Below are 22,695 nucleotides of genomic sequence, written 5' to 3'. Positions count from 1 at the left end.
TTATAAATATCAACCAATATTCCCTTATTGGTTGATATTTTTTATCAGTAGATAAATCGCCTGCTGTTCATTACAAGTTTGATAGCCAGTGCTATAAATATATCTAGGCGCTCACCAAAATAGTCATCGCAAACTGCAATTAAAGGTAATCATTTATGTTGATCCAAAATTCTAATAAATACTTTTTTAAAAACCTTTATAAATTGGTTCTAACCGTCGCCAGTACTTCATTAGTAACGGTTCTGTCAATGACATCGATCAGTGTACAAGCAGCAGGGTTAAATGACTTATTTAAAAATAGCTCCTCGGCAAAATCAAAGTTCTTACCAGTGGATGAAGCCTTTCAGGTGGTAAGTAATACCAAAGCGACGTCCAAAGGCACACGGCTGTCGATCAGTTTTGAAATTACGCCAGGACATTATGTCTATAAGGATAAGCTTACGTTGAGCTTCCCTAAAGGAATAAGCGCCACGCCGTTCGCTTTTAATCAATCACCAGTATCAATCAATGATCCGACCTTTGGTCAGGTTCCTGTATTTACGCAAAGAAGCGTCATTGCAACCACAACACTGACGACGAGTAATGGTAAGGGCGCCAAAAACGCGCCTGTTATTATTGGTTGGCAAGGGTGTGCAACGGCTGGGCTATGCTACCCACCAGAAAAAGTTAAAACCAAAATAGACATTGCTGCGACACGCAGATAAATAGCGAGCAGATTGATTAAAATATCGGTAATAATAGGTAGCCATTCATGTCCATCAAGACATCACCAAAGTCTTCATCATTTAGCGTATCTACCCATTCGAAAAAATCCCATATCTTAGCGCTTGCCATCGCTAGTGGCTCATTGCTGACAGGTTTATCAGCGACATCGACGGTACAAGCGGCAGGGTTAGGCGACCTTTTTGGTAGTAGTGAAAGCTCATCGAAGTCAAAGTTTTTGCCAGTAGATCAAGCGTTTCAGGTGAGTACAGATAGTACCCCTGTCAAAGCAGGTACGCGGTTATCTGTTAATTTTGATATCACTCCTGAACATTACGTCTATAAAAAGCAAATCAAGCTTACGCTACCCGCTGGCGTGACGGCTGCACCTTTTACCTTTAGCCAGACACCATATTCGATAGATGATCCAACATTTGGCAAGGTACTGGTATTTGACCAAGCGAATATGGTCGCTACCACCACACTGACAAACAATAGTGGCAAGAATATAGAAGACGCCGCTATCGTCGTCGGCTGGCAAGGCTGTGCAAAAGCAGGACTGTGCTATCCACCTGAAAAGATTAATACGACTGTCGATATTGCAGCGGCATCGACGCAGGTATCAGCAGATAGTGAGAGTATTGCGAGCTCGACCGATTCAGAGAATAATGCTACGGCGACACCAGAGGAAGTAAGCTCAACAGCTCTTGATAATACTTTGCCTGATGAGGCGCAAGCACTGACAGACGATGGGGCTATTGACTATGATCTCATTGATGACAGCGTTGTAGAGTATGATTCTTTAGATAGTAATGCAGCGACGAATACGATTTCTGCAGCAAATAGCAGCGTAACAGGCGAGACGGCCAATAGCGAAAACGCATCAAACAATAGTTTTGTTGATAGCGATCCTTTTGGTTTGGCCTCTCACCCTTGGCTGGCATTAGTACTATTATTTTTAGCAGGCTTAGGCTTGGCCTTGACGCCATGTGTGTTACCGATGTTACCTATCGTGGCCAACATTGTAGCCCGCGAACAAAACCCAACGGTCAAACGCGGTGTCATCTTGACCACCAGTTACGCGATTGGGGTAGCGACTGCTTATGGTATTTTGGGCGCTGTTATCGCAGTATTTGGTGAGTCGTTGGGTATTATTGGCTGGCTACAAAACCCCATTATTCTCATTGGATTCGCTATCGTCTTTGTCTTGCTAGCACTATACATGCTCGGTGTTTTCACGGTTCGCTTGCCACAAGCAATCAGTCGCAAGATGCAAGGCTTGAGCCAAGCAGGGGATAGCAAGCTAGGTAGTACAGGCGGCAGTTTAATCGCTGGGTTCTTATCAGCGCTAGTCGTGTCACCTTGTGTTTCTGCACCATTATTTGGGGCATTATTGGCGGTTTCTACCATTGGTAGTCCGTTGCTCGGCTTTGCCGCTCTATTCATGCTGGGTTTTGGTTTATCAGCGCCGCTTATCCTAATCGGTGCTACTCAAGGCAAGATTATGCCAAAGGCAGGCGAGTGGATGAATTGGGTAAAGCAAGGCTTTGCTTTACTGCTGTTTGCCGTGGCACTGCTATTGATTGAGCGCGTCTTTATATCGCCAGTCATGCTGATGGTATGGGCATTGTGGTTTATGGTCGTGGCAACATGGGCATGGAGTTGGCTAGGTAAAGGTCGTATGCTGACCCAAGCACTAAGCCTTATCACTGGTATTTGGGCAGCGTGTTTAATAGTCGGCGCTGCATTGGGCAATGACGATAGCTTACATCCATTAGCGTCATTGGGTGCAGCACCGATGATGGTACAGTCAACGTCTGGTCAACCAGCGAATAGTGATAGCACCACTGATAAGACAATCACGACGCTTGCAGAGCTAGATGCCATTGTCGCAGCCAATCCGAATGTTATTGTCGATCTGACAGCAGAGTGGTGTATTGAGTGCCGGATTATGGACAAGAACCTGTTTCACAATCGTCCAGCACAGATGCAAGATTGGCAATTAGTGAAGCTCGATATCACTGAGACGACAGCAGACTCAAAAGCCGTGTTGTCTCGTTACCAACTCTTTGGTCCACCAGCGCTACTGTATTATATTGATGGTCAGCTAGTAAATCAGCAAGTGGGTGAGATTGGTCGCTCAGAGTTTGAGCAAACATTATCGGCGTTGAATAATTAACATTTAACAATGAACACTTAAGAAACCAGTGTAATATTTCGAAAATTCTTAAGAATATTAAGAAGGCCAGTATACTAAGAAAGGTATGCTGGCTTTTTTAGTACTATTAAATTCATACTATAGAATATATATTAAGTATTTGTTATATAAGCAATTATATTAATAGGTGCTTATTTTAACTATCGATAAAGCTAGTAACGTGCTTATATTTTCATTACAATAAGGAAACAATGCAGCAGGGGCATTAATTGTCATTTTTTCCGCTCCTAACATCTGCGATTAGCTGATAGTCTCAGTCAATTCTATTTTAGCGATAACGCTAATGGCCATATTAATTACCTCATATACTCTGCTAGCGCTAATGCTAGTTAGATAAAGGACACTTATGTTTGCCCATACCATTACTCAGCGTCACCAACAGCCGTCTTACCAGAATGCACCTATGCCTCTTCGTATTGCAGTTGCGCTTGCGTTGAGTTGTACCGCGATACAAGTACAAGCTGCTGATGATTCTCAAACCTATAACGAACTGCCAGCACCCGAAGCTGCGTTTGAATACGAGGGTCTTGACCTATCACAGAGTCTCGATAACAGTGCGATATCTTCTGATGTGGGTACACAAAATGGCAAAATAATTAGCAAAGAATTTATTGCTCAGCAAGCCAAGCTGTTTTCTGAATGTACGCAAGTCCAGTCTAGTGCTGCTCGCCTCGCTTGTTTTGATAAGGTAGCTGAACAAGGTAAGACACCAAGCTATACCTCAAACAAACAACCAATTGATTTGGCAAAGACCTTTCAAAGTACGGTCTCAGGTAATCCAAAAGTGATATTGGCTGAGTCTCAAACGGCGATGAGTGGGACTACAGTTGAAGATGCAGATACCATTTTAATGACCAGTCAGCAAACAGCAGCCAGCAAATTGAAGGCAAATGGCAACGTAGAAGTAGATGCTGAAACGAATAGCGAGGCACAGATTTTAGAAAATGTCGGTGTCACTCAAACAGACATCGAAAAATTCTCGCCACTCAGTCTATCTTATGACCTAGATAAAAACAGTGAGCGTGGTACTTGGACGGTTAGACCATATCGACCGACGTATCTGTTGCCATTATTTTATACTTTCGATCCCAATTTAAATCCAAGCACACCATCACAAGAAACAGATCCTTTTGATTCTAATGACATACGTGAGACTGAGCTAAAGTTCCAATTATCCTTAAAAACAAAAGTCGCAGAAGATTTGTTTGATACCAGTGCTGACCTATGGTTTGGCTATACTCAAGAATCACATTGGCAAGTTTATAACGAAGACAACTCACGTCCATTCCGTGCTACCGATTATCAACCTGAAATATTCTTAACCCAACCTGTGACAGCAGATCTTCCTTTTGGTGGACGTCTGCGTATGTTGGGCGCAGGTGCTGTCCATCACTCGAATGGACAAGATGATCCATTATCACGTTCATGGAATCGTGCTTACCTCATGGCAGGCGCAGAGTGGGGCAGACTCTCAGTCATACCGCGCCTATGGGCTCGAGTAAATAACGAAAGTAGTAGCGATGACGATAATCCAGATATCGAAGACTACATGGGCTACGGTGATATCAAATTCTTGTATGATTTGCCGGCTGATCAGAGCATTAGCGGTACCTTGCGCTACAATCCAGGTACCAATAAAGGTGCTGCGCAAATCGACTATATCTATCCTATCTCAGAGAACGTTAATGGTATGGTTCAGCTATTCCAGGGTTATGGTGAGTCGATCATTGATTATAATCATGAAAATACCTCTATCGGCTTTGGTATTGTACTGAATGATTGGAAAGGGCTTTAATTCGGAAAAGGCATCAATTTGAGAAAGGCTCTAATATAAGTGAAATTTATGATAAGTTATGACAAATAATAGTTTATGCGCCGCTTAGCGCCTTATCAAACTGGACTGTGGTTGGCAGAGTATATGGATATGCGCTGCCAACTATGCCGTATTTATCGTAGTACACCACAATCTCAACTACTGCATCATCAAGCGCAATCTAGCCTAGATAATATAACGGATATGCCGCCTACACGGACAGCTTTAAAGAAACACTCTTTTCTTACTGATATCATTCATCTAGCAAACAGCTATTTGAGCAGTGGTTTACTTTGTGCTCACTGTCACAACGATATCACTTGGTTGCCAAGACCGTTTGAAGTTGATATCGCTCCTAGCGTATCTCTATCTATCCAAGCTTCTACTTACTACGAGTATCCAATACGTCAAGCTATCCGAGCATTTAAACATCAAGAGGATATGACGAAATTGCCGTTACTATTACATACCATACGTCAGTTACCGCGACCACACGGTTGTCATCGCAATAACAGCGTGATTGTTGCTATGCCAACGACAAGTCAACGATTGGTCAAACGTGGGTTCGATCCTGTCAGTATTCTATCTGCTCAATTGTCTAAACATTGGCAAATTCCTTTATGGCAAAGCGTTAAGCGTATTGACGATACAGTTAGTCAGCAAGGACTGACTCGTGCTGAACGTCTTAGCAACTTAGATAACGCTTTTGCTCTAATCGAAAGCCCTCCTACAAAACGCTTACTACTATTTGATGACGTATCTACCACAGGTGCAAGCTTACAAGCACTAGCGCGAGCGTTCATTCCACCTGCGGAAGTAAAACCAGCAAAGGATAGCAGTCATAATAGTTATCAAATTTTTGCTTACGTGTTAGCCCATGGCAGCAAATCCTAAACCTAGTATATTTTTGTCAGTAATATCTAATTATTGCTAATATATTTCCTTAACGCTATATTATTATAGAGATGTACATTAATTTGTTGTTCTGAGCTAAATTTTTAAGCGGTCTTTTGGTGAACTAATATATAAGTCAAGGACACCGGAAAGCACCTATAGGCATTCTTAGGTGATATTCATTAAATATCGTGGAATGAAAATTGCATGTTATTAAATAAATATATGTAGAAAATCATGGTAGTAAGGTAACAATATAAGATACTCATAATCAATATGACGTAAGTAAAAGACAGATAATTGCAGTTTTAAATAGGAATACGATGTGAATGCATCTTTGAACACTCCACTACCTAAGCTAAAGAACGTAAGCTCAGGTTTTACCTTGATTGAATTGATAGTAACCATTGCTGTTCTTGCCATTATTGTGAGTATTGCAGCGCCGAATATTAGTACCCAACTTGCAAATCAGCGCGTGAAGTTAACGGCGTCAGTAATAGAAACTGCTCTAAAAGAAGCTAAAGCTGAGAGCATTATTCGTCGACAAAATGTAACGGTCGCATATAACAACACTGCCAATACGATTACTTTACAGGCGAGTGGTGCCAACATATCTAGTTATGACATTAGTGCAAGCAGCACGGTAAGTATTACACCTACAACAGTAACGGCGGTTATTTTTCAGCCAAATAAATTGATTGCTGGTGATGATGATATATCATATTCCATCTGTGATAGTGGATCTAGCAACGAAACGCTTGGGCAAGTACGTGTTAATAAAATTGCTAATATCGATACTACAAACACTGGGAGCTGCTGATGGTAGCAAAATCTACGCAGAAGGGTGTAGGGCTAATTGAGGTGATGGTCGCGCTATTGTTATTAACAGTAGCCGTACTGGGCTACACAGCTTTACAGGGCCAGGCTATTAAGTCAACAAATGAAGCATATGAGCGCACTCAATCTCTAGTAATAATGCGCACAATAGCCGAAAAGATACGAGCCAATCCTTCTGGTATAGCGACTTACGAAAATCAGATAAACGCTTCTGCTGCCAATAGTGCGCCAGCTAAGCAGTGCGGTCTAAATGGTGAGGCAATAACGGCGCTCTGTACCCCAGCGGAGGTTGCTGAAGCTGAAAGCTATCTATTTAAAACAGAACTGGCTAACTATGATTTTCAGATTCAGATGCATCCTTGCCCTAATACAGGCGGTACAGGTACAGATGCGGCAAACAACATTATGTTCTCTTACTGTCTTATTGCAGCGTGGGGCGATACCACACCTACTATCGGTACAGATGGTGAAATCGATTGTCTCACTGAAAGAGTAGTGGGTGAGGATGATGTTGTAGAAGCGGCTGGTGGTAATTATCACGTCAAGGCGACATGTATGATGATGGAGATATAATATGAAGACGATCGTTCATACGTGTATCAAGCAGCCTACATCATATTTGAGTCATATATCTAAGCCTTCTGCTCGTAACAGTGGTTTTACTTTGGTTGAGCTGATGATAGCGCTGGTATTAGGTCTACTAATATCAGCTGCTGCGCTTCAGATTTTTTATACCAGTTCTGTAAACAGCCGTAGACAAGAAGCAAGCTCACAGATTCAAGACAATGCAACTTTTGGCTTGGCCCAAATGCAAAAGCATATCAGGCGTGCCAATTATGGTGCCAAGCCAACAGCGACTTTTGATGAATATTTTATGAATCATAGAACACCGCAAGGGGGCGTTGTACTGACTGCGCCTACTGGAACACCTCTTGTAAGCGGTGGAGCCAAAAACTGGCTAACAGACAATTTATCGGGTTTAGTGTTAGATGGAGCTGCCATTTCATCAGAATGGCTAACTCAGAATCAGTCAGCAAAGAGCAAAAGTAATCTGGATGGTATAGACAATAGTGACCAGCTAACTATTCAGTATCAGGCAGGTTCTGCAAGTATGTTTGATTGTGAAGGCGCTGCAATACCAGAAGGTTTTTATGTGATTGAGCGTTATTTTGTTCGAGATGCAGGCCTAGCATGTGCATCAGCCATTTACGACTATGATGAAGCAACTGCTGGAAGCATTACAGGTATTGATATAAAGGAATATACTGTACCAGCAGTTCCTGCAATTCCGGCGGTAACTACACCGCCTACGGCAGCCGCTGTGCCAGCAGTAGCAGCGAAAGTGAAGTCTAACAATCTGACAGAGGACGGCACAGTCATCATTCCTAATGTAGACTACTTTAGAGTGATGTTAGGTATATCGTCCAGTACAGATTTTGCGACTGATCCTGCTAGTGCACGTATAGCTTATACGCCAATACCAACAGATCTAAGTATTCTCGATGACCAGCGTATTTTTGGTATACAGTTCGGTATATTGGCACGCTCAGACAATCCCACTGCAACAGCACAAGACAACAATGCTCTGAGATTTACCATACTTGATAAAAGTGATCAAAGCTTAAACGCTGCAACGGTATCTGGACCAAAAAATCTGCGTAATGTGTACGAAAGCACTGTACTGATTCGCAACGCGAGAGGTGGGTTGTAATGAACAATCAGATCAGAACAGACCGACAGAAAATAATTGCAACCACTATGCATAGGGAGTCTGGTGCCGTACTCATCGTGGTACTACTGGTATTGATATTGATATTGATCGTAGGAGCGATAGCCGTTCGGCAAAGTACCACAGACCTTAGAGTGGCAACAGCAGGCCAAGTCAATCAGCTTTTGTTTCAAGCAAATGATGCAGCGTTTATGAAAGTAGAAAAAGAAGATCGAATTCTAAGTAATAGTCGAGAGGATATCGATGTACTCAAAGGTTATATGTCAAATATAGAACGAGCTGGTCATGAAGTGAGTTTATGTGTGCGACCACGTAGTACTCGATTATTCAGTATTCTCGAGATCAGTGAGCGTAATGAAAATGGCGATTTACTGACAAATCGAAATAATGGATATTGTGACCCTAGTGACAGCAATGACTATGTGAGCGAAGGTCGAGTTATCACACAATTGTCATTTGTCAGACCTGATGACTCAAGTTCAGAAGGTGCATTTGTACGAGAGGTAGTAGGTACTTACTCAGGTGATTTTACAAAACCAGAAACAGGTGGGAACGCTACTATCAGTTGTACTAAGTTTGAAGGTTATGCAACATCAGTCATACCTGCTTTTTCTGATGTACCGTTAGGCGATGCAAGTAGTACAGGAACAGCGACTATTGCGGGTTGTTTTAAGCAGCCACGTACAGGAGCATCTACCGTTGATACCTGTCTTGCTGCATTAGGTGTGCCTTTTCAGACACATCAACAGCAGTATATCAATCAGCCTGTAGGCGTAGAGTGTCTCTCTGGCAGCTAAAGATCAGTTAACGCATTGCAGATGATTTTTTTAAAATAGATTAAGTAAAAGCGGTAGGTTTTATAGACCGAAATCAAATCATACAGGTGGTTATTATGAAAATCTCACGCGGTAAAAAAATTAATGCGTCCTACACCATGACAAAAAAACGGTCTATAAAATTACTGTCGCTTGCCATACTGGCATCAGCAACCAGTAGCGTCAATCATGCCAGTGATCTTGAGATATACCAAGCACCAGAGGGCGGCAAGGTTGTCATCACCATGATGCTGGATAACTCAATCAGTATGAGTTATACAAGGCAGTCTGACAGCATCAATAATGACTATGGTATAACAGGAAATACTTATCAGTATGATATTACACAACCTATTTATGATAACAATGGTATAGAAATCAATGGCTCTTCTGTGAGTTACAGAGTGTATTATCGTGTGAGCAACGATAAGCTGTATTTCGATCGCATATCACGTTTAAAGATGGCATTGATTCCTATGTTTGCCAACCCCAAAAGTGATGAAGGATTTGGTGCTGAGACGAACCTTGATAAATATATGATTGGCTTTGGTAGCTTTTTTGGGGATAGCCGAGAAGGTGGCGGTAAAATAGATGCGCCAGCCATGCCTCTAACGCTTGCAAATAGAAAAGAACTGCTTGGAAAGTTGGTTGATCTACAACCAGAGACATTTACACCGATCGCCAATGCTTACGCCGAGGCAGGAGCTTACATGCTCGGGACTAATACTCAGGTAACAGAGACTGAAACAGTATATGAGGAAGTAGGTTATTTAGAGTATCGCAGTGCAAACAATCGAAAGTACTACTTATATAAGTGTGAAAGTGTGAGCTCAGACACGTATACATATAACGGTGATACATACTCTGACTGTAAATCTAACCGTTACGATTATATAGATGGAAACACTAGCTCTCGTAGCCAGATTAACTTTAGTTTATTGGGAGACTACGAAACTGATCCAAGTAAGATTAAACAAGTTTCAGTCCGTAACGTTGGAACGAGATATCACTATTATAGAGAAGTAGAAAGAGATTCAGGAGCCAATTCTGAGAGTGGTTTTTCGCGATCAGAAGATAGTACCAAAAATGCGACAACGTATAACTCCCCCATTGATGGGTCAGACAATCAATGCAACGGCTACGGTATTTACTTTTTGACTGATGGTGAACCAAACGTAGCATCTGACGAAACAATTAATTTAATGAACAATAGTTTGTCAAATAGTACGCTAACTATGGGGAACTCATGCAATTCCGATCTAGCAAACTCAGGCGCTAGGTTTGGCAATGCCTCAGGTTGGCAGTGTATTGGTGAGTATGGCCCACTATTAAACAGTATCAGTAATTCTAAAAAGACAGCGATAAAGACGGCGACCGTCGGCTTTGGTAGCGTTTATCAGACATTATCTGAAATACCGAAAGTAACCAAAAATGTGAGGCTTGATAACGGCACAGTGGAAGCACGAGAAGTGTATAACTGTGACGGTGTGTCGGATAGGGACGCCAAAAACTTATGCAAACTGGGTGAAAAGGGCTATGAGTTCGGTGAAGGCGGGTTTTACTATACCAAAGAGAGCAAGGATATCTCTGACAGTGTAAAAAGTTTTGCAAAATCTCTGGGTGACAATGTCATCCAGCCCATATCGACAGGGACGATGTCAGTACCGCTAGATAGCTTAAGTGGATTAAAGTCACGTGGCTTTGCCTACTTACCGATACTTGAGCCAGTACCAAGATCACCATTGCTATGGAATGGCAACCTAAAAAAATATAAAGTAAAAAATGCAACCCTTTTCGGCGCGGATAACAACCCTGTTTTTTCCAATACAGATGGTGAATTTGCCACTAACACTCATGACCTGTGGAATACTCTCTCAGGTGCTCTAATACCAGATCAAGGTAGGCCGCAAGTGGGCGGTGCCTATCAAAAAGTGTTTGAAAACGCGACTCCGCCTACTACTGGTGATCGCAATCTATTTGTTGATAGTGGAAGCGCGCTTGTTAACTTGACAGTCGATGTAGCCAATGTACCTAACAATTTTGACGCACTCAATCCACTATCTGGTAATGAAAGCGATCAAAATAAGAAAAAGCGCGCTTTGCTAAACTTTATGGGTTATCCGGTATCAGACATTGGTGTCACAGATGGCGTCGCGCTCGATGCAACAAAAAATAAATCATTAAAGAATATCGGTGGTGTTTTACACTCTATACCGCAGCTGATTACTCAAAAGGTTAATATTGATGGGGCAGGTAAGTTCGATGTGAGCAGTCGTAAGGATTATGTGCTCTACGGTTCTATGGATGGTGCACTACACATGTTGGACGACAGTACTGGTGAGGAAACTTTTACCTTTATTCCAAAACAGATACTAGAGCTGCAGCCTGATGCCATCAGTGGCGAGGGTAGTGCAGTAAATGGTAGCTATCCTTATGGTGTCGATGCACCTTGGCTAACCTATGCATCCTATACCGTAAAAGCAACTACTGAGGGAGAAGGTGAAAGTGCGCAGACCACAAATAGTTACGAAGCGTCTCAGAGCTTTGCATTAGGTGGACTACGTATGGGCGGGTCAATGTATTATGCCCTAGATGTCTCAAACCCTAAATCACCCAAAATGATCTATAGTGTGGGATCAAACTATGCCAATCGCCTAAAGGGTGATACGACAGCGCTGAGTGGTACAAAAAATGGTGTGACCAATAATACATCGGTTGAGCAACAAGCCTATGCTCGCATGGGACAGACATGGGGTAAGCCGACGCTGGGTTATGTCAAAAGTGGTGGCAAAAAAGTCATGGTCAGCTTTTTGCCGGGTGGTTATGATGACTGTTATGAAAATCCACAATTTAAGCTAGGAGATAACGCAGATAGCGAAAGTTGTGCAGATAAATCAAAAGCTCAAGGTAATGCCATGTATATGGTACAAGTGGGTGAAGTCGAAACAGATGCGACAAGTAAAGAAGAAACCGTAAAAACTTCTACCAACAATGGCAATTTACTTTGGTGGGCAAGTAATAGCGGTAGTAACATCACGGCGGCCTCTAATGCTACTACTCCCTCGTTACAGTACTCACAAGCCGATGATCTTAAGCACAGTGTAGTGACGCAGGTCAGAGCTTTGGATCGTAATTATGATGGCTTGATTGACCATATCTACTTTGCTGACTTAGGTGGGCAGGTTTGGCGCGCTGATATCAACAACAATGCAGATACTGCAAACTTTAAAGTAGACCGTGTGGTAAAAGTATTAGACGTTAGTGACCAAGCATCAGACGGAGATGCACCTCCTCGCATCTATGAGCGCCCATTGATTACCTTCCATAATGGTACACACGCTTATATAGACGATGACAATCAAACAGGACAGTACTCAGGCGTACAAGCGATCGTGACAGTAGGCACAGGAGATCGTAGTAGCCCAGTATCAGCAGAGAGAACTAAACCGGATGCGTTGTATAGCATCATAGACAAAGATGTCAGCCGCAACGAATTGTTTTACTATGGTACAGAAACTGCGCCAACGCTGAACTTACGTACACCAGTCATCAAGGTTGCAGGGACGAGTACCAGAAATGACAAGCTACAACAGCTCACTTTTACTGATGCAGATTTAGGCACGAATGGTATTAGAGCGCGTATGCAAAACAATACTATTCAAGGCTGGTATATGCCTCTAACACATTGGCTAGATGAAGATGCAAAAATAGGCGGCAAGTATAAGCTTAAAATGTTTAACGAACCAGATGCTATTGCTGGTGTGTTGATATCTTCTTCTTTTAATCCAGATGAAGGTCAAGCAGCCAATACTTGTAGTGCGGGTGTGATCGGAGAAACACAACGTGAGCGTACCTGTTTGCCTTATGGTGTTTGCCTTGACAATACAAAGTCTGAAATACTGACATCACGCTCATCGTATAGTGCTGGTTTGGGTATCGTTGATAATATCGTTAGTCAGTACAATGATACCTCTACCTTTACCTCGTTAAAAAATTATTGTGAAGGTGATGACTGCGAACCAGAAGTTATCTGTACAGGAGATGACTGTAGTGACGTTAATCAGTGCGTGGGTCCTAACTGTGACGCGGATGCGGGTGTCAATGTCGATCAGCGAATTAACCCATTAAGTTGGATGGAAAACTAAGATGCCAGTGCCAAAAAGCAGCCGTCATGCTATGCAGTCAGGTTTTACTCTGATAGAGATGATGGTTGTGGTCGCTATCGTTGCTATATTAGCCGCTGTTGCTATACCAAGCTATCGCGCCTTTGTTATTCGCAATGCGGAAGCAGACGTACAGCGAAAAATGCTCTCTCTCTCAAATGAGCTTGAGCAATGGCGTGCCAAAGCTTTGACTTACAAAGGGTTCAGACCTAAGTCAGATGCTATCGCAAATAGTACGGGAGCAATCAATCAGCCTAATAATAATCCACGTTATACTATTACACTTGGACATATCACAGGTGATACCCCGACATTCAGCACCCTCCATGAGGGAAGTGGGCGTGCTAACAACTGGATAATGGTGGCCACACCAGTGGATTTGACAGGGGCGGATAATTTTTTGCTCTCAAGTCAAGGGTTACGCTGTGCAAGTAGTAGCAGTTTCGATGTTACAGATGCAGATTGTACAGGAGCGACAACATGGTAAATACGGCATCATTAGAGAATGTATCAGTTGAGCCTGTTAATCAGAAAGGATTTACACTGATAGAGCTGATGATAGTGGTTGCTATCATCGGTGTTTTGGCAGCTATTGCTTACCCGAGTTATCAAGGATACATTGAGCGAACCAATCGTGCGGATATGATGAGTGAAATGCATCAAATAGCCAGTCGCATTGAGTCAAATAAGATCAACTATCAGCGCTATGATAGAGTGCCACTTTCCTCTATATTTTCATCTACTGTTGCTACTGACGGTAGTACAAATTTTCCTGTTTCGGGTGCTGCGTTATATACAGTGACAGTAGGTACAGGGTCATGGGGAGAGACAGACTGGACTACAAGCACGGGTACATTAGGAGGCCGTGAATGGACGATTATAGCCACACCAGTGACAGGTCAGCGTATGGCAAGTGATGGTAGATTGACCTTGGATAGTGAGGGCGAGAAATGTCGTATAGTAGACTCCATCAAAAAATGCGGTAGTAGCGATGAATGGAATAAGTGATAAAAGACCTAAATGAATGTGCTGACAAAAATTGTCACAGTCAGTTACTTTTTGTTGTTAAAGACAAACATGATTGACAATTTTCAGCAGACTAAGGGTAACATTGAGCGCTATTAACGATAAAAAAAGACATTAAATGGTTTCAAAAACAAGTTGAAGCGTTTGTAGGATATTTTTTAAGTAAAATGAGGATGATTTTGATGTTGGCACACTATCTGCAACATCTATAGTAAGAAAAACATTATATTTATAGCTGGCAGTTAGATAATAATTCTATTGCCATATTATCCAAAAGGACATGTCTATGAACGCTCAAAAAGGTTTTACCTTAATCGAACTAATGATCGTGGTTGCCATCATCGGTATCTTGGCGGCGATTGCTTTACCTGCATATCAGAATTACACCGCTCGTGCGCAAGCAGCAGAAGCTATCACTCTACTAGGTGGCTTAAAGACACGTATCGTCGATATCGCAGCTACCTCTGGTATAGATACAGCTTGTAGTACGGCCGCTGCTGTACCAGCTGAAGGAACTGAAGGTCAGCCCGGATATGTACCGGCAAAGCCAGCTGGTGCTTTAGCAGCAGCAAATGGTTTTACTCTAAGCGGCAAATACGTGAATAACATTACTAGCAGTGTCGACAATAACATTTGTACTTTAACTGCAGTGTTTAAACCTAAGGGTGATGGCTTAAATGATAGAATCGCTAGTAAAGAAGTTGATTTTGTCTACAACCCTGATTCTGGTGCATGGGATTGCAAATCAAACCTAGTAGACGCTGTACGTCCAAACACTTGTAGCTTAAGAAGCTAATATCGACTCATAAAAGTCTGCAAATAAAAAAAGCCAAGCATGATGTTTGGCTTTTTTTATATCTAAAATACGTGTTAGTACAACTAGCACATTAAGAGCCTATAACGTAAGAGGTTGTTTGATATGGAGTCATCGAATACAAACCGCATTCCGTTGTCACAGTCAGGGTTTACGTTAATCGAAATAATGATTGCTGTTGCTATTATCAGTATTTTAGCAGCAATCAGTATGGTTGGTTATCAGACACATATACGAAAAACACAGATAATGACTATTTATCAAGAGATTAATAATTTTCGAACGCCGTATCAGATGTTAATGAATGAAGGGGCAGGAGTAACTGCATTCAGTCCTACTGGATTAAATGTAGGTGAAAAATCTAAGCACTGTCAGTTTAGTGTGATACCACCTAATGCAGATGCTGTTACCCCTAATGCAGTTACTTGTCAAATTCAAAATCTCAGTTATCTATCAAATGAATATATAAGTCTTAATTTAACAGCAAATGGTAAGTGGCATTGCACAGCGTCTACTGGCATATCAAAGTTTTATTTACCTCAAGACTGTCAATAAAAACCCCATCTAATAGCATATCGCTCTTAGATGGGGTTTTCATTTATCTAGATATTAAGTAATTTAAAGTAAAGCCTATTTCTCTAAATACTGAATCTTACCTTCCACGCCATCCCATTTCGCGGCTTCTGGCATTTGCTCTTTCATCTCAGTGATGTTTGGCCATTTTTGTGCCAACTCTTCATTTAGTTGAGTAAATATCTCTTGCCCCTTCGGCACCTCGTCTTCTGAGAATATCGCATTGGCAGGACATTCAGGCTCGCATAGTGCGCAATCGATACACTCATCAGGATCGATGACAAGAAAGTTTGGGCCTTCATAAAAGCAGTCCACAGGACAGACTTCTACACAGTCGGTGTATTTGCAAAGAATGCAGTTATCTGTAACGACAAAGGTCATAGTGATGTCTACCTGTTATTGATTTGGCTTTTGGCTAAATAGAATAGTCGAAAATAAAGCGTATTTTAGCGCCTTTACTACGATTTGACAATTCCCTTTAATGACTAATGATTTTCTTCAAATGATAAAGTAAATCATGCGCCTGCTTAGGTGTCAGACTATCAGGATCAATCATGCTTAGCTCATCTTGTAGGCTAAATAGCTGATTTTGTTTTAAATTGTCCATTATGTCTGTCGCTTGAGCAGTATGAGTTATTTCTTGATCTAGAGTAGTATCACTATAACTTTCTTGCCGTTTATCCTTTACTGACTTAGCTAATTCATTTTTATCATCAACAGTTTTTGCTTTATCTACGGTTAAATGGTCTGACTGTAAGTTGTCTGCTAAATAGTGCTTAGCATCCTCTAGCACTTGAGTGGGAATACCAGCCATTTTTGCGACATGCAGCCCAAAGCTAGAACTCGCTGCGCCATCTTTAATTTGATGCAATAACAATAATTGACCATCGACTTCACTAGCTGCTACATGAACGTTACGGATATCGGTATGATGCTTGCCAATATCATTCGTTAATTGGGTCAGCTCAAAATAGTGAGTGGCAAATAACGTCAGGCAGCCAATCTCGACTAGGCGATTGACACAGGCATGGGCGATGGCCAAACCGTCAGTGGTGGCAGTACCGCGACCGACTTCGTCCATTAATACCAGTGATTTATTCGTTGCTTGATTTAAGATATTGGCCGTCTCAATCATCTCTACCATAAAGGTCGATTTGCCACCTGCCAAGTCATCAGCTGAACCAATACGCGTAAAGATGCGGTCGATATCACCAATATGCGCACTAGCTGCTGGCACAAAGCTGCCGCAATGTGCGAGCAGTACAATCAGCGCGGTCTGGCGCATATAGGTCGATTTTCCACCCATATTAGGACCGGTAATCAGAAGCAGTCTTTCAGCATGCTCATCACTACCTAATGCACAGTCATTGGCGACAAAGTAGTTTGTACTTAAGGAATTACCGTTTCTACTGTTGGCGTTGGTTTGATTTAATGCCGCTTCAACCACAACGTGACGACCTTGACGAATATCAATGTTGGTTTGATTTTTGGTCACCGATTCGCTTTGGTCTTTTGTATGTAGCCCCATGATTGGGCGCTGCCAGTTATACGTCATGGCAAGCTGGGCCCAATTGCTTAGCACATCTAGTTGGGCGATAGCCGCGCTAAGCTGTTGTAGTTCAGCCAAATGTTGGTTTAATTGAGTGAGCAGCTCTTGATATAGCTGTTTTTCACGAGCCAACGCCAAGGACTGGGCACTTAGGTACTCTGTCTCGACTTCCTTTAGCTCATCAGTGATAAAGCGCTCGCTGCTTTTAAGCGTTTGCCGACGGATAAAGTGGGCAGGGGCATTCTTCGCCTGCATTTTGGGCAATTCAAAATAGAAACCGCTAACTTTATTAAAGCCGACTTTTAGACTCGGTAATTGATTGTCTTGACGGGCACGCTCGACCATCTCGTCTAGCGTCGATTGAATATTGTCATGCAAATGAGTAAGGCGATCAAATTCTTCATCAAAGCCCGCTGCCAGCATTCCTCCATCGCGGATATGCGCAGGTGGTTCAATGACAATAGCGCGCTCGATTAATTCGGCGACAGATTGAACAGCAGGTAACTGAGCTGGCAATTGCTGCATTAGCATTGGTAGCAGGCCAGCGTCTTCATGACTGATACCAGATGTTGTCAATAGAGTAGTCAGCTGTGCGCTACTAGCGATACCATCGGCAAGCTTACGTAAGTCACGAGGTTTGGCACTCATTAGCCCGATTCGACTGCTGATTCGCTCAATATCGCCAATAGTATTCAGCGTTTCTCGTAAACGTGTAACCAGTAAGCTATCTTTTATATCTTGTTTTGACTCAATTGAGTCACTCTCTGGGTTTAGCAAACAAGTTATCGCATCTAGACGCATAGTGATACGTGAATGCTGACGCAGTGGACGTTTCATTTGCTGCACAAGTAGGCGTTTACCCATCGGAGTCTGACAATGATTCAGCACAGATATCAAAGAAGTGCCATTGCTACTAACTGGGGTAAATAGCTCGAGATTTTGCTGGCTATTGGCATCGATAATTAGGTAGTCATCGCTGTACTCAACAATGAGTTGGTTGACTTGAGGCACGTGGCGTTGTTGAGTCTGACGGGCATAGTGGATAAGTGCAGCGCAGCTGGTTTGCGCAAGTGGAGCCTCAGCAATGCCCAACCCATCGAGACGCTGAACCTCAAACTGCTGACAAAGCGTGTCATTAGCGTGCCCACGATGAAAATCATTGGCAGCCACTTCTATAATAGGGCAGTCCAAATTTCGTCGTAACCACAGTAGCCACTCTGAATCAGTGCTTCCAGTGCTGCCGCCAACGCTATCAATAAGCGCTTCACTAATGATGCATTCACTGGGCGCAAAACGTGCTAATACAGTAAGCATTTGAGTTTGCAGATGATCTATATCGTTTTTATCTGCTATCAGTGTCTGGGTAGTCAGTGTACCTGCAGCCAAATCCATCTGGCTAACGGCTGCTTGTAACGTCTGGATATTGTCTTGCGTTTTCACAATCGCAATATCGATGGCGACCACAGTCGGCGTATGGTTGGGGGCAATCAGTGCGTCATCAGTAATAGTACCTGCGGTAAGCGTTTTAACCACTTCACGGCGCATGATGCTACCAGCAGCAGATTTGCTTTTGTCTTTCTTTTGCTTGTCGCCCATCGCAGGGACATTAGACTTATTATCAGCGTTGCCAGTTGTCGACTCGTCAATTTGTTCGCATACAACCACTGTCTGACCAGCAGCGATCAAGCGTGCCATATAGCTATCGGCTGCATGAAACGGCACACCTGCCATGGCTATCGTGTTGCCTGCCTTATCCGTACCACGGCGCGTTAATGTGATATCCAGTATCTGCGCCGCACGCTTAGCATCGTCAAAGAACAGCTCATAGAAGTCACCCATCCGGTACAAGAGCAATGCTTGTGGATAGTTGGCTTTCATGGTTAGATATTGCACCATCATCGGCGTATGGTCTGCTAGGTTATAGACGGCATCGCCTATACTTAAGCAGTCAGAGCTCTCTTGTTTTGATAAGGGTTTTTCTGATGGATTAGGATTTGACGACTGATTTTGTCCAGATGGCTTTACGGTCATGCAGAGTCTCTTATAGTGCTTTAATGAGTGGTAATGAGTATTTTGTGATAGGGGTACTAAAGGGTTATTTTTCTTATATATGAGTTTGATGTATAGCTTTGAGCTTTGGCTTTATCAATAAGCCAATCACTTGTAGATAAATGGCTTAACGACAAATTCTGAGCCAAGATGCAGTGGTAGCAAGCTTATAAAAATCAAAATGTAAAAAATAAATAAAGTCGCTAAAAAAGCTAAGAAATTTAAGAAGGTATTCGCTATTTTAACACGTCCTACTAGGTTTTTACTGTGGCAAATATCTACTCGTTGCCCTTGTATCCATCAGCGTCATAACCATATATAATGACGGCACACTTAATTGGGCGATACTAAATTAGGTAGTACTTAGTCGGGTGATGACAAGGCAGAGAGCTAAGCTTTGGCTAATGCGCACTAATTATCGAATATTCCATAGGTCAAAAAATTATGTTATCAAAGATTATAGGCAGTGTGGTTGGCACCAAAAATGACCGCGAATTAAAACGCATGCGTAAAGTGGTCAGCAAGATCAACGCACGAGAGGCTGAAATACAAGCCCTGTCTGATGAGCAACTACAACAAAAAACTGAAGAATTTAAAGCCAGACATCAAAAAGGCGAAAGCTTAGATGCATTATTGCCAGAGGCGTTTGCTGTCTGCCGCGAAGCATCGTTACGTGTTAATGGCATGCGTCACTATGACGTGCAGCTGATCGGTGGTATCACCTTGCACGAAGGTAAAATCGCTGAGATGAAAACTGGTGAAGGTAAGACCCTAATGGGAACCTTGGCCATGTACCTAAATGCGATCAGCGGCAAAGGGGTTCATCTGGTCACGGTTAACGATTATTTGGCTGCACGTGATGCTGAGCTGAACCGTCCGTTGTTCGGATTTTTGGGTATGACTGTTGGTGTGATTTACTCACAGCAGCCGCCACAAGAAAAAATCGAAGCTTATCAAGCCGACATTACCTATGGTACCAATAACGAGTACGGCTTCGATTATCTGCGCGATAACATGGTGTTTAGTCTTGCTGAGAAAAAACAGCGCCCGCTAAACTTTTGTATTATCGATGAAATTGACTCAATCTTGATTGATGAAGCTCGTACGCCGCTTATTATTTCGGGTCAAGCTGAAGATTCATCACGCATGTACGCGCTGATTAATACGATTATTCCTGTGCTGATTCGTTCAAAAGATGAAGAAGCAAACAAGAACAACGAAGAAGAAGACTTCTGGATTGATGAAAAAAATCGCCAGATTGAGATCAGTGAAAAAGGCTACGAAAAAATCGAGCGCTTCTTAATCGAAGTGGGCGAGCTGGGTGAAAATGAAAGCTTATATAGCCCAAGTCGTCTGCCACTTCTGGCTCACGTTCAAGCTGCCATCCGTGCGCATCACGTATTTGTCAAAAACGTTCACTATATTGTCGATGAAGGCGAAGTGGTCATCGTTGATGAAAATACAGGCCGTACTATGCCTGGTCGTCGTTGGTCAGAAGGCTTGCATCAAGCAGTAGAAGCGAAAGAAAACGTTGAGATCCAAGCAGAGAACCAAACGCTTGCCACCACGACATTCCAGAACTATTTCCGTCTATATGACAAATTGTCCGGTATGACGGGTACCGCTGATACTGAAGCTGCCGAATTCAAATCTACTTACGATCTAGATGTTATTGTCATTCCAACGCATGAGCCGATTGCTCGTATCGATATGGATGACCAGATTTTCTTAACCAAGTTAGGCAAATACAAAGGCATCATTCGCGAAATTAAAGAAATTCAAGCCAAGGGCGCGCCAGTACTGGTTGGTACAGCGACGATTGAGGCCAGTGAAGAATTGTCTTACTTGCTCGACCAAGAGGGCGTCAAACATAACGTCCTAAACGCCAAGCAGCATGAGCGTGAAGCAGAAATTATCGCACAGGCAGGTAGCCCAAAATCAGTCACGATCGCCACCAACATGGCGGGCCGTGGTACGGATATTATCCTTGGTGGTAACTGGCAGTCGTTTATCGAAGATATCGATGCGGTGAGTCCAGAAGAGATGCAGCGTCTAAAATCTCAATGGCAAGTCAAACATGACCAAGTCGTAGCAGCTGGTGGTTTACATATTATCGGCTCTGAGCGCCATGAGTCACGCCGTATCGATAACCAGCTACGTGGTCGTGCTGGTCGTCAGGGTGACCCTGGTATGTCACGCTTCTTCCTATCGCTTGAAGATGATCTGATGCGTATCTTCGCAGGCGATCGCGTGGTCAATATGATGCGTGCGATGGGCCTCAAAGAAGATGAAGCCATCGAACATAAAATGGTCTCTAAATCGATCGAAAATGCGCAAGGCAAAGTTGAGAGTCGCGATTTTGATGCTCGTAAAAACCTACTGAAATATGATGATGTTGCCAATGAGCAGCGTAAAGTTATCTATGGTCAGCGTGATGATTTATTAGCAGAAATGGACTTATTAGAAGCCATCGAAGTGATGCATCATGAAGTGTATAACGCGATGATCAATCAGTTTATTCCACCTGGATCTATTGATGATCAGTGGAATATTGACGGCTTAGAAGACGAGTTAGAAGACGAATTCAAAATCTCGATGCCGATTAATGATTGGTTGGATGAAGATCGTCGTCTGGATGAAGAAGGGCTGCGTGAGAAAATCGTTCAAACGGCGATAGATCGTTATCACAGTCGCCGTGAGCAGATGGATGAAAAAGACGCCGCTCAGCTTGAGCGTCATTTCATGCTACAGAGTCTAGATAAGCATTGGAAAGAGCATTTAACGCAAATGGATCAGCTACGCAAAGGTATTCATCTGCGGGGTTATGCACAGAAAAACCCTGAGCAGGAATACAAGCGTGAGTCGTTTGAATTGTTCCAAATGATGCTTGGTGCAATTAAGTCTGAGACTGTACAAGACTTATCACGTGTTCATATCCCAACCAAGGAAGAGCTGGAAGCATTAGAAATTCAGCAACGTGAGAACGCTGCCCATATGCAAATGCAGTTTGAGCATGACGATGTAGATAACTTGGATAGCAATGCGAGTGGTTCAGCTGCTCAGCCGCAACCACAAAGCCGCACTCTAAACAGCGGTGCTGCGGCAGCTGGCGTTGGTGCTGCTATAGCAGGTAATGGTAGTAATGCTAATGAACCAAACCCATATGCAGGTATGAATATCAGTCGTAATGCAGCGTGTCCTTGTGGATCAGGTCTTAAATACAAGCAGTGTCATGGTAAAATCTAATCGTTAGTTATGGAAAATTATTAGCTATATACTGAAATGCTATTAAAGCAAGCTCTTACCTGAAAAAGCCCTTATCTTAAGTAGATAGGGGCTTTTTTATATCTGTTAGATAACTTATGCAAACTTAAAACTTGCTAGACTAGGGCGTGTCATCAATTAGCACAGTTATTTTAGAATAAGCTATAGTAACTCTATATTTAGCAATCTGAGTAAAACCCTCATGACAAGACGCCATGCCCTACGAGATGACCAATGGGCGAGAATTAA

General features: G+C 42.7%; 16 protein-coding genes. 14 read left to right on the top strand and 2 right to left on the bottom strand.

Annotated features, from left to right (window positions below):
- The first annotated feature begins 155 nt into the window (after positions 1–155).
- From QL898_RS01890 to QL898_RS01830, 13 genes are all read left to right on the top strand, one after another.
- The gene (locus QL898_RS01890; protein WP_290175601.1) at positions 156–704 is read left to right on the top strand and encodes a protein-disulfide reductase DsbD N-terminal domain-containing protein; all 549 of its coding nucleotides are present in this window, start codon (positions 156–158) and stop codon (positions 702–704) included.
- A 47-nt stretch (positions 705–751) separates the two neighbouring features.
- Positions 752–2,881: a protein-disulfide reductase DsbD gene (dsbD, locus tag QL898_RS01885; RefSeq protein WP_290175600.1), complete on the top strand. Its 2,130-nt coding sequence runs from the start codon at positions 752–754 to the stop codon at positions 2,879–2,881.
- A gap of 385 nt (positions 2,882–3,266) precedes the next feature.
- Positions 3,267–4,715, top strand: coding sequence for a phospholipase A (locus QL898_RS01880; RefSeq protein WP_290175599.1), 1,449 nt, complete (start codon positions 3,267–3,269; stop codon positions 4,713–4,715).
- Between the two features lie 75 nt (positions 4,716–4,790).
- Entirely contained in the window at positions 4,791–5,627 is an 837-nt protein-coding gene (locus tag QL898_RS01875) for a ComF family protein (protein WP_290175598.1), read from the top strand.
- A gap of 325 nt (positions 5,628–5,952) precedes the next feature.
- The gene (locus QL898_RS01870) at positions 5,953–6,447 is read left to right on the top strand and encodes a prepilin-type N-terminal cleavage/methylation domain-containing protein (RefSeq protein ID WP_290175597.1); all 495 of its coding nucleotides are present in this window, start codon (positions 5,953–5,955) and stop codon (positions 6,445–6,447) included.
- Positions 6,447–7,037 (top strand): type IV pilus modification protein PilV, encoded by a 591-nt coding sequence (gene pilV, locus QL898_RS01865; protein WP_290175596.1) that lies wholly within the window; start codon positions 6,447–6,449, stop codon positions 7,035–7,037. The genes QL898_RS01870 and pilV overlap by 1 nt, the downstream gene beginning before the upstream one ends.
- A 1-nt stretch (position 7,038) precedes the next feature.
- The gene (locus QL898_RS01860; RefSeq protein ID WP_290175595.1) at positions 7,039–8,175 is read left to right on the top strand and encodes a PilW family protein; all 1,137 of its coding nucleotides are present in this window, start codon (positions 7,039–7,041) and stop codon (positions 8,173–8,175) included.
- Positions 8,175–8,990 carry a PilX N-terminal domain-containing pilus assembly protein gene (locus tag QL898_RS01855; protein ID WP_290175594.1) on the top strand — a complete coding sequence of 272 codons (816 nt, stop codon included), beginning with the start codon at positions 8,175–8,177 and terminating at the stop codon, positions 8,988–8,990. The genes QL898_RS01860 and QL898_RS01855 overlap by 1 nt, the downstream gene beginning before the upstream one ends.
- A 95-nt stretch (positions 8,991–9,085) precedes the next feature.
- Positions 9,086–13,153, top strand: coding sequence for a PilC/PilY family type IV pilus protein (locus tag QL898_RS01850; protein ID WP_290175593.1), 4,068 nt, complete (start codon positions 9,086–9,088; stop codon positions 13,151–13,153).
- A 1-nt stretch (position 13,154) separates the two neighbouring features.
- Positions 13,155–13,658 carry a prepilin-type N-terminal cleavage/methylation domain-containing protein gene (locus QL898_RS01845; protein ID WP_290175592.1) on the top strand — a complete coding sequence of 168 codons (504 nt, stop codon included), beginning with the start codon at positions 13,155–13,157 and terminating at the stop codon, positions 13,656–13,658.
- Complete coding sequence (locus tag QL898_RS01840) at positions 13,652–14,179, top strand: type IV pilin protein (protein WP_290175591.1); 528 nt, start codon at positions 13,652–13,654, stop codon at positions 14,177–14,179. The genes QL898_RS01845 and QL898_RS01840 overlap by 7 nt, the downstream gene beginning before the upstream one ends.
- Positions 14,180–14,483: 304 nt before the next feature.
- A complete protein-coding gene (locus tag QL898_RS01835; RefSeq protein WP_290175590.1) occupies positions 14,484–14,993 on the top strand; it encodes a pilin in 510 nt (169 codons plus the stop codon).
- A 123-nt stretch (positions 14,994–15,116) separates the two neighbouring features.
- The gene (locus tag QL898_RS01830) at positions 15,117–15,566 is read left to right on the top strand and encodes a pilin (RefSeq protein ID WP_290175589.1); all 450 of its coding nucleotides are present in this window, start codon (positions 15,117–15,119) and stop codon (positions 15,564–15,566) included.
- Positions 15,567–15,641: 75 nt separating this feature from the next.
- On the opposite strand, the gene fdxA is transcribed toward QL898_RS01830, so the two are convergent.
- Together fdxA and mutS are read right to left on the bottom strand one after the other, a co-directional pair.
- Positions 15,642–15,965 (bottom strand): ferredoxin FdxA, encoded by a 324-nt coding sequence (gene fdxA, locus QL898_RS01825; protein ID WP_075101791.1) that lies wholly within the window; start codon positions 15,963–15,965, stop codon positions 15,642–15,644.
- A 97-nt stretch (positions 15,966–16,062) separates the two neighbouring features.
- Positions 16,063–19,164, bottom strand: coding sequence for a DNA mismatch repair protein MutS (mutS, locus tag QL898_RS01820; RefSeq protein ID WP_290175588.1), 3,102 nt, complete (start codon positions 19,162–19,164; stop codon positions 16,063–16,065).
- A gap of 462 nt (positions 19,165–19,626) precedes the next feature.
- Between mutS and secA the strand changes: the two genes are divergently transcribed.
- Positions 19,627–22,428 carry a preprotein translocase subunit SecA gene (gene secA, locus QL898_RS01815; protein ID WP_290175586.1) on the top strand — a complete coding sequence of 934 codons (2,802 nt, stop codon included), beginning with the start codon at positions 19,627–19,629 and terminating at the stop codon, positions 22,426–22,428.
- Positions 22,429–22,695: the final 267 nt, after the last annotated feature.

The sequence above is a fragment of the Psychrobacter sp. APC 3279 genome (genome assembly GCF_030407795.1).
In the GTDB taxonomy this organism is placed as follows: Bacteria; Pseudomonadota; Gammaproteobacteria; order Pseudomonadales; family Moraxellaceae; genus Psychrobacter.
The sequence above is the reverse complement of the archived record's forward strand: the minus strand, read 5'-3'. Positions and strand labels throughout refer to the sequence as shown.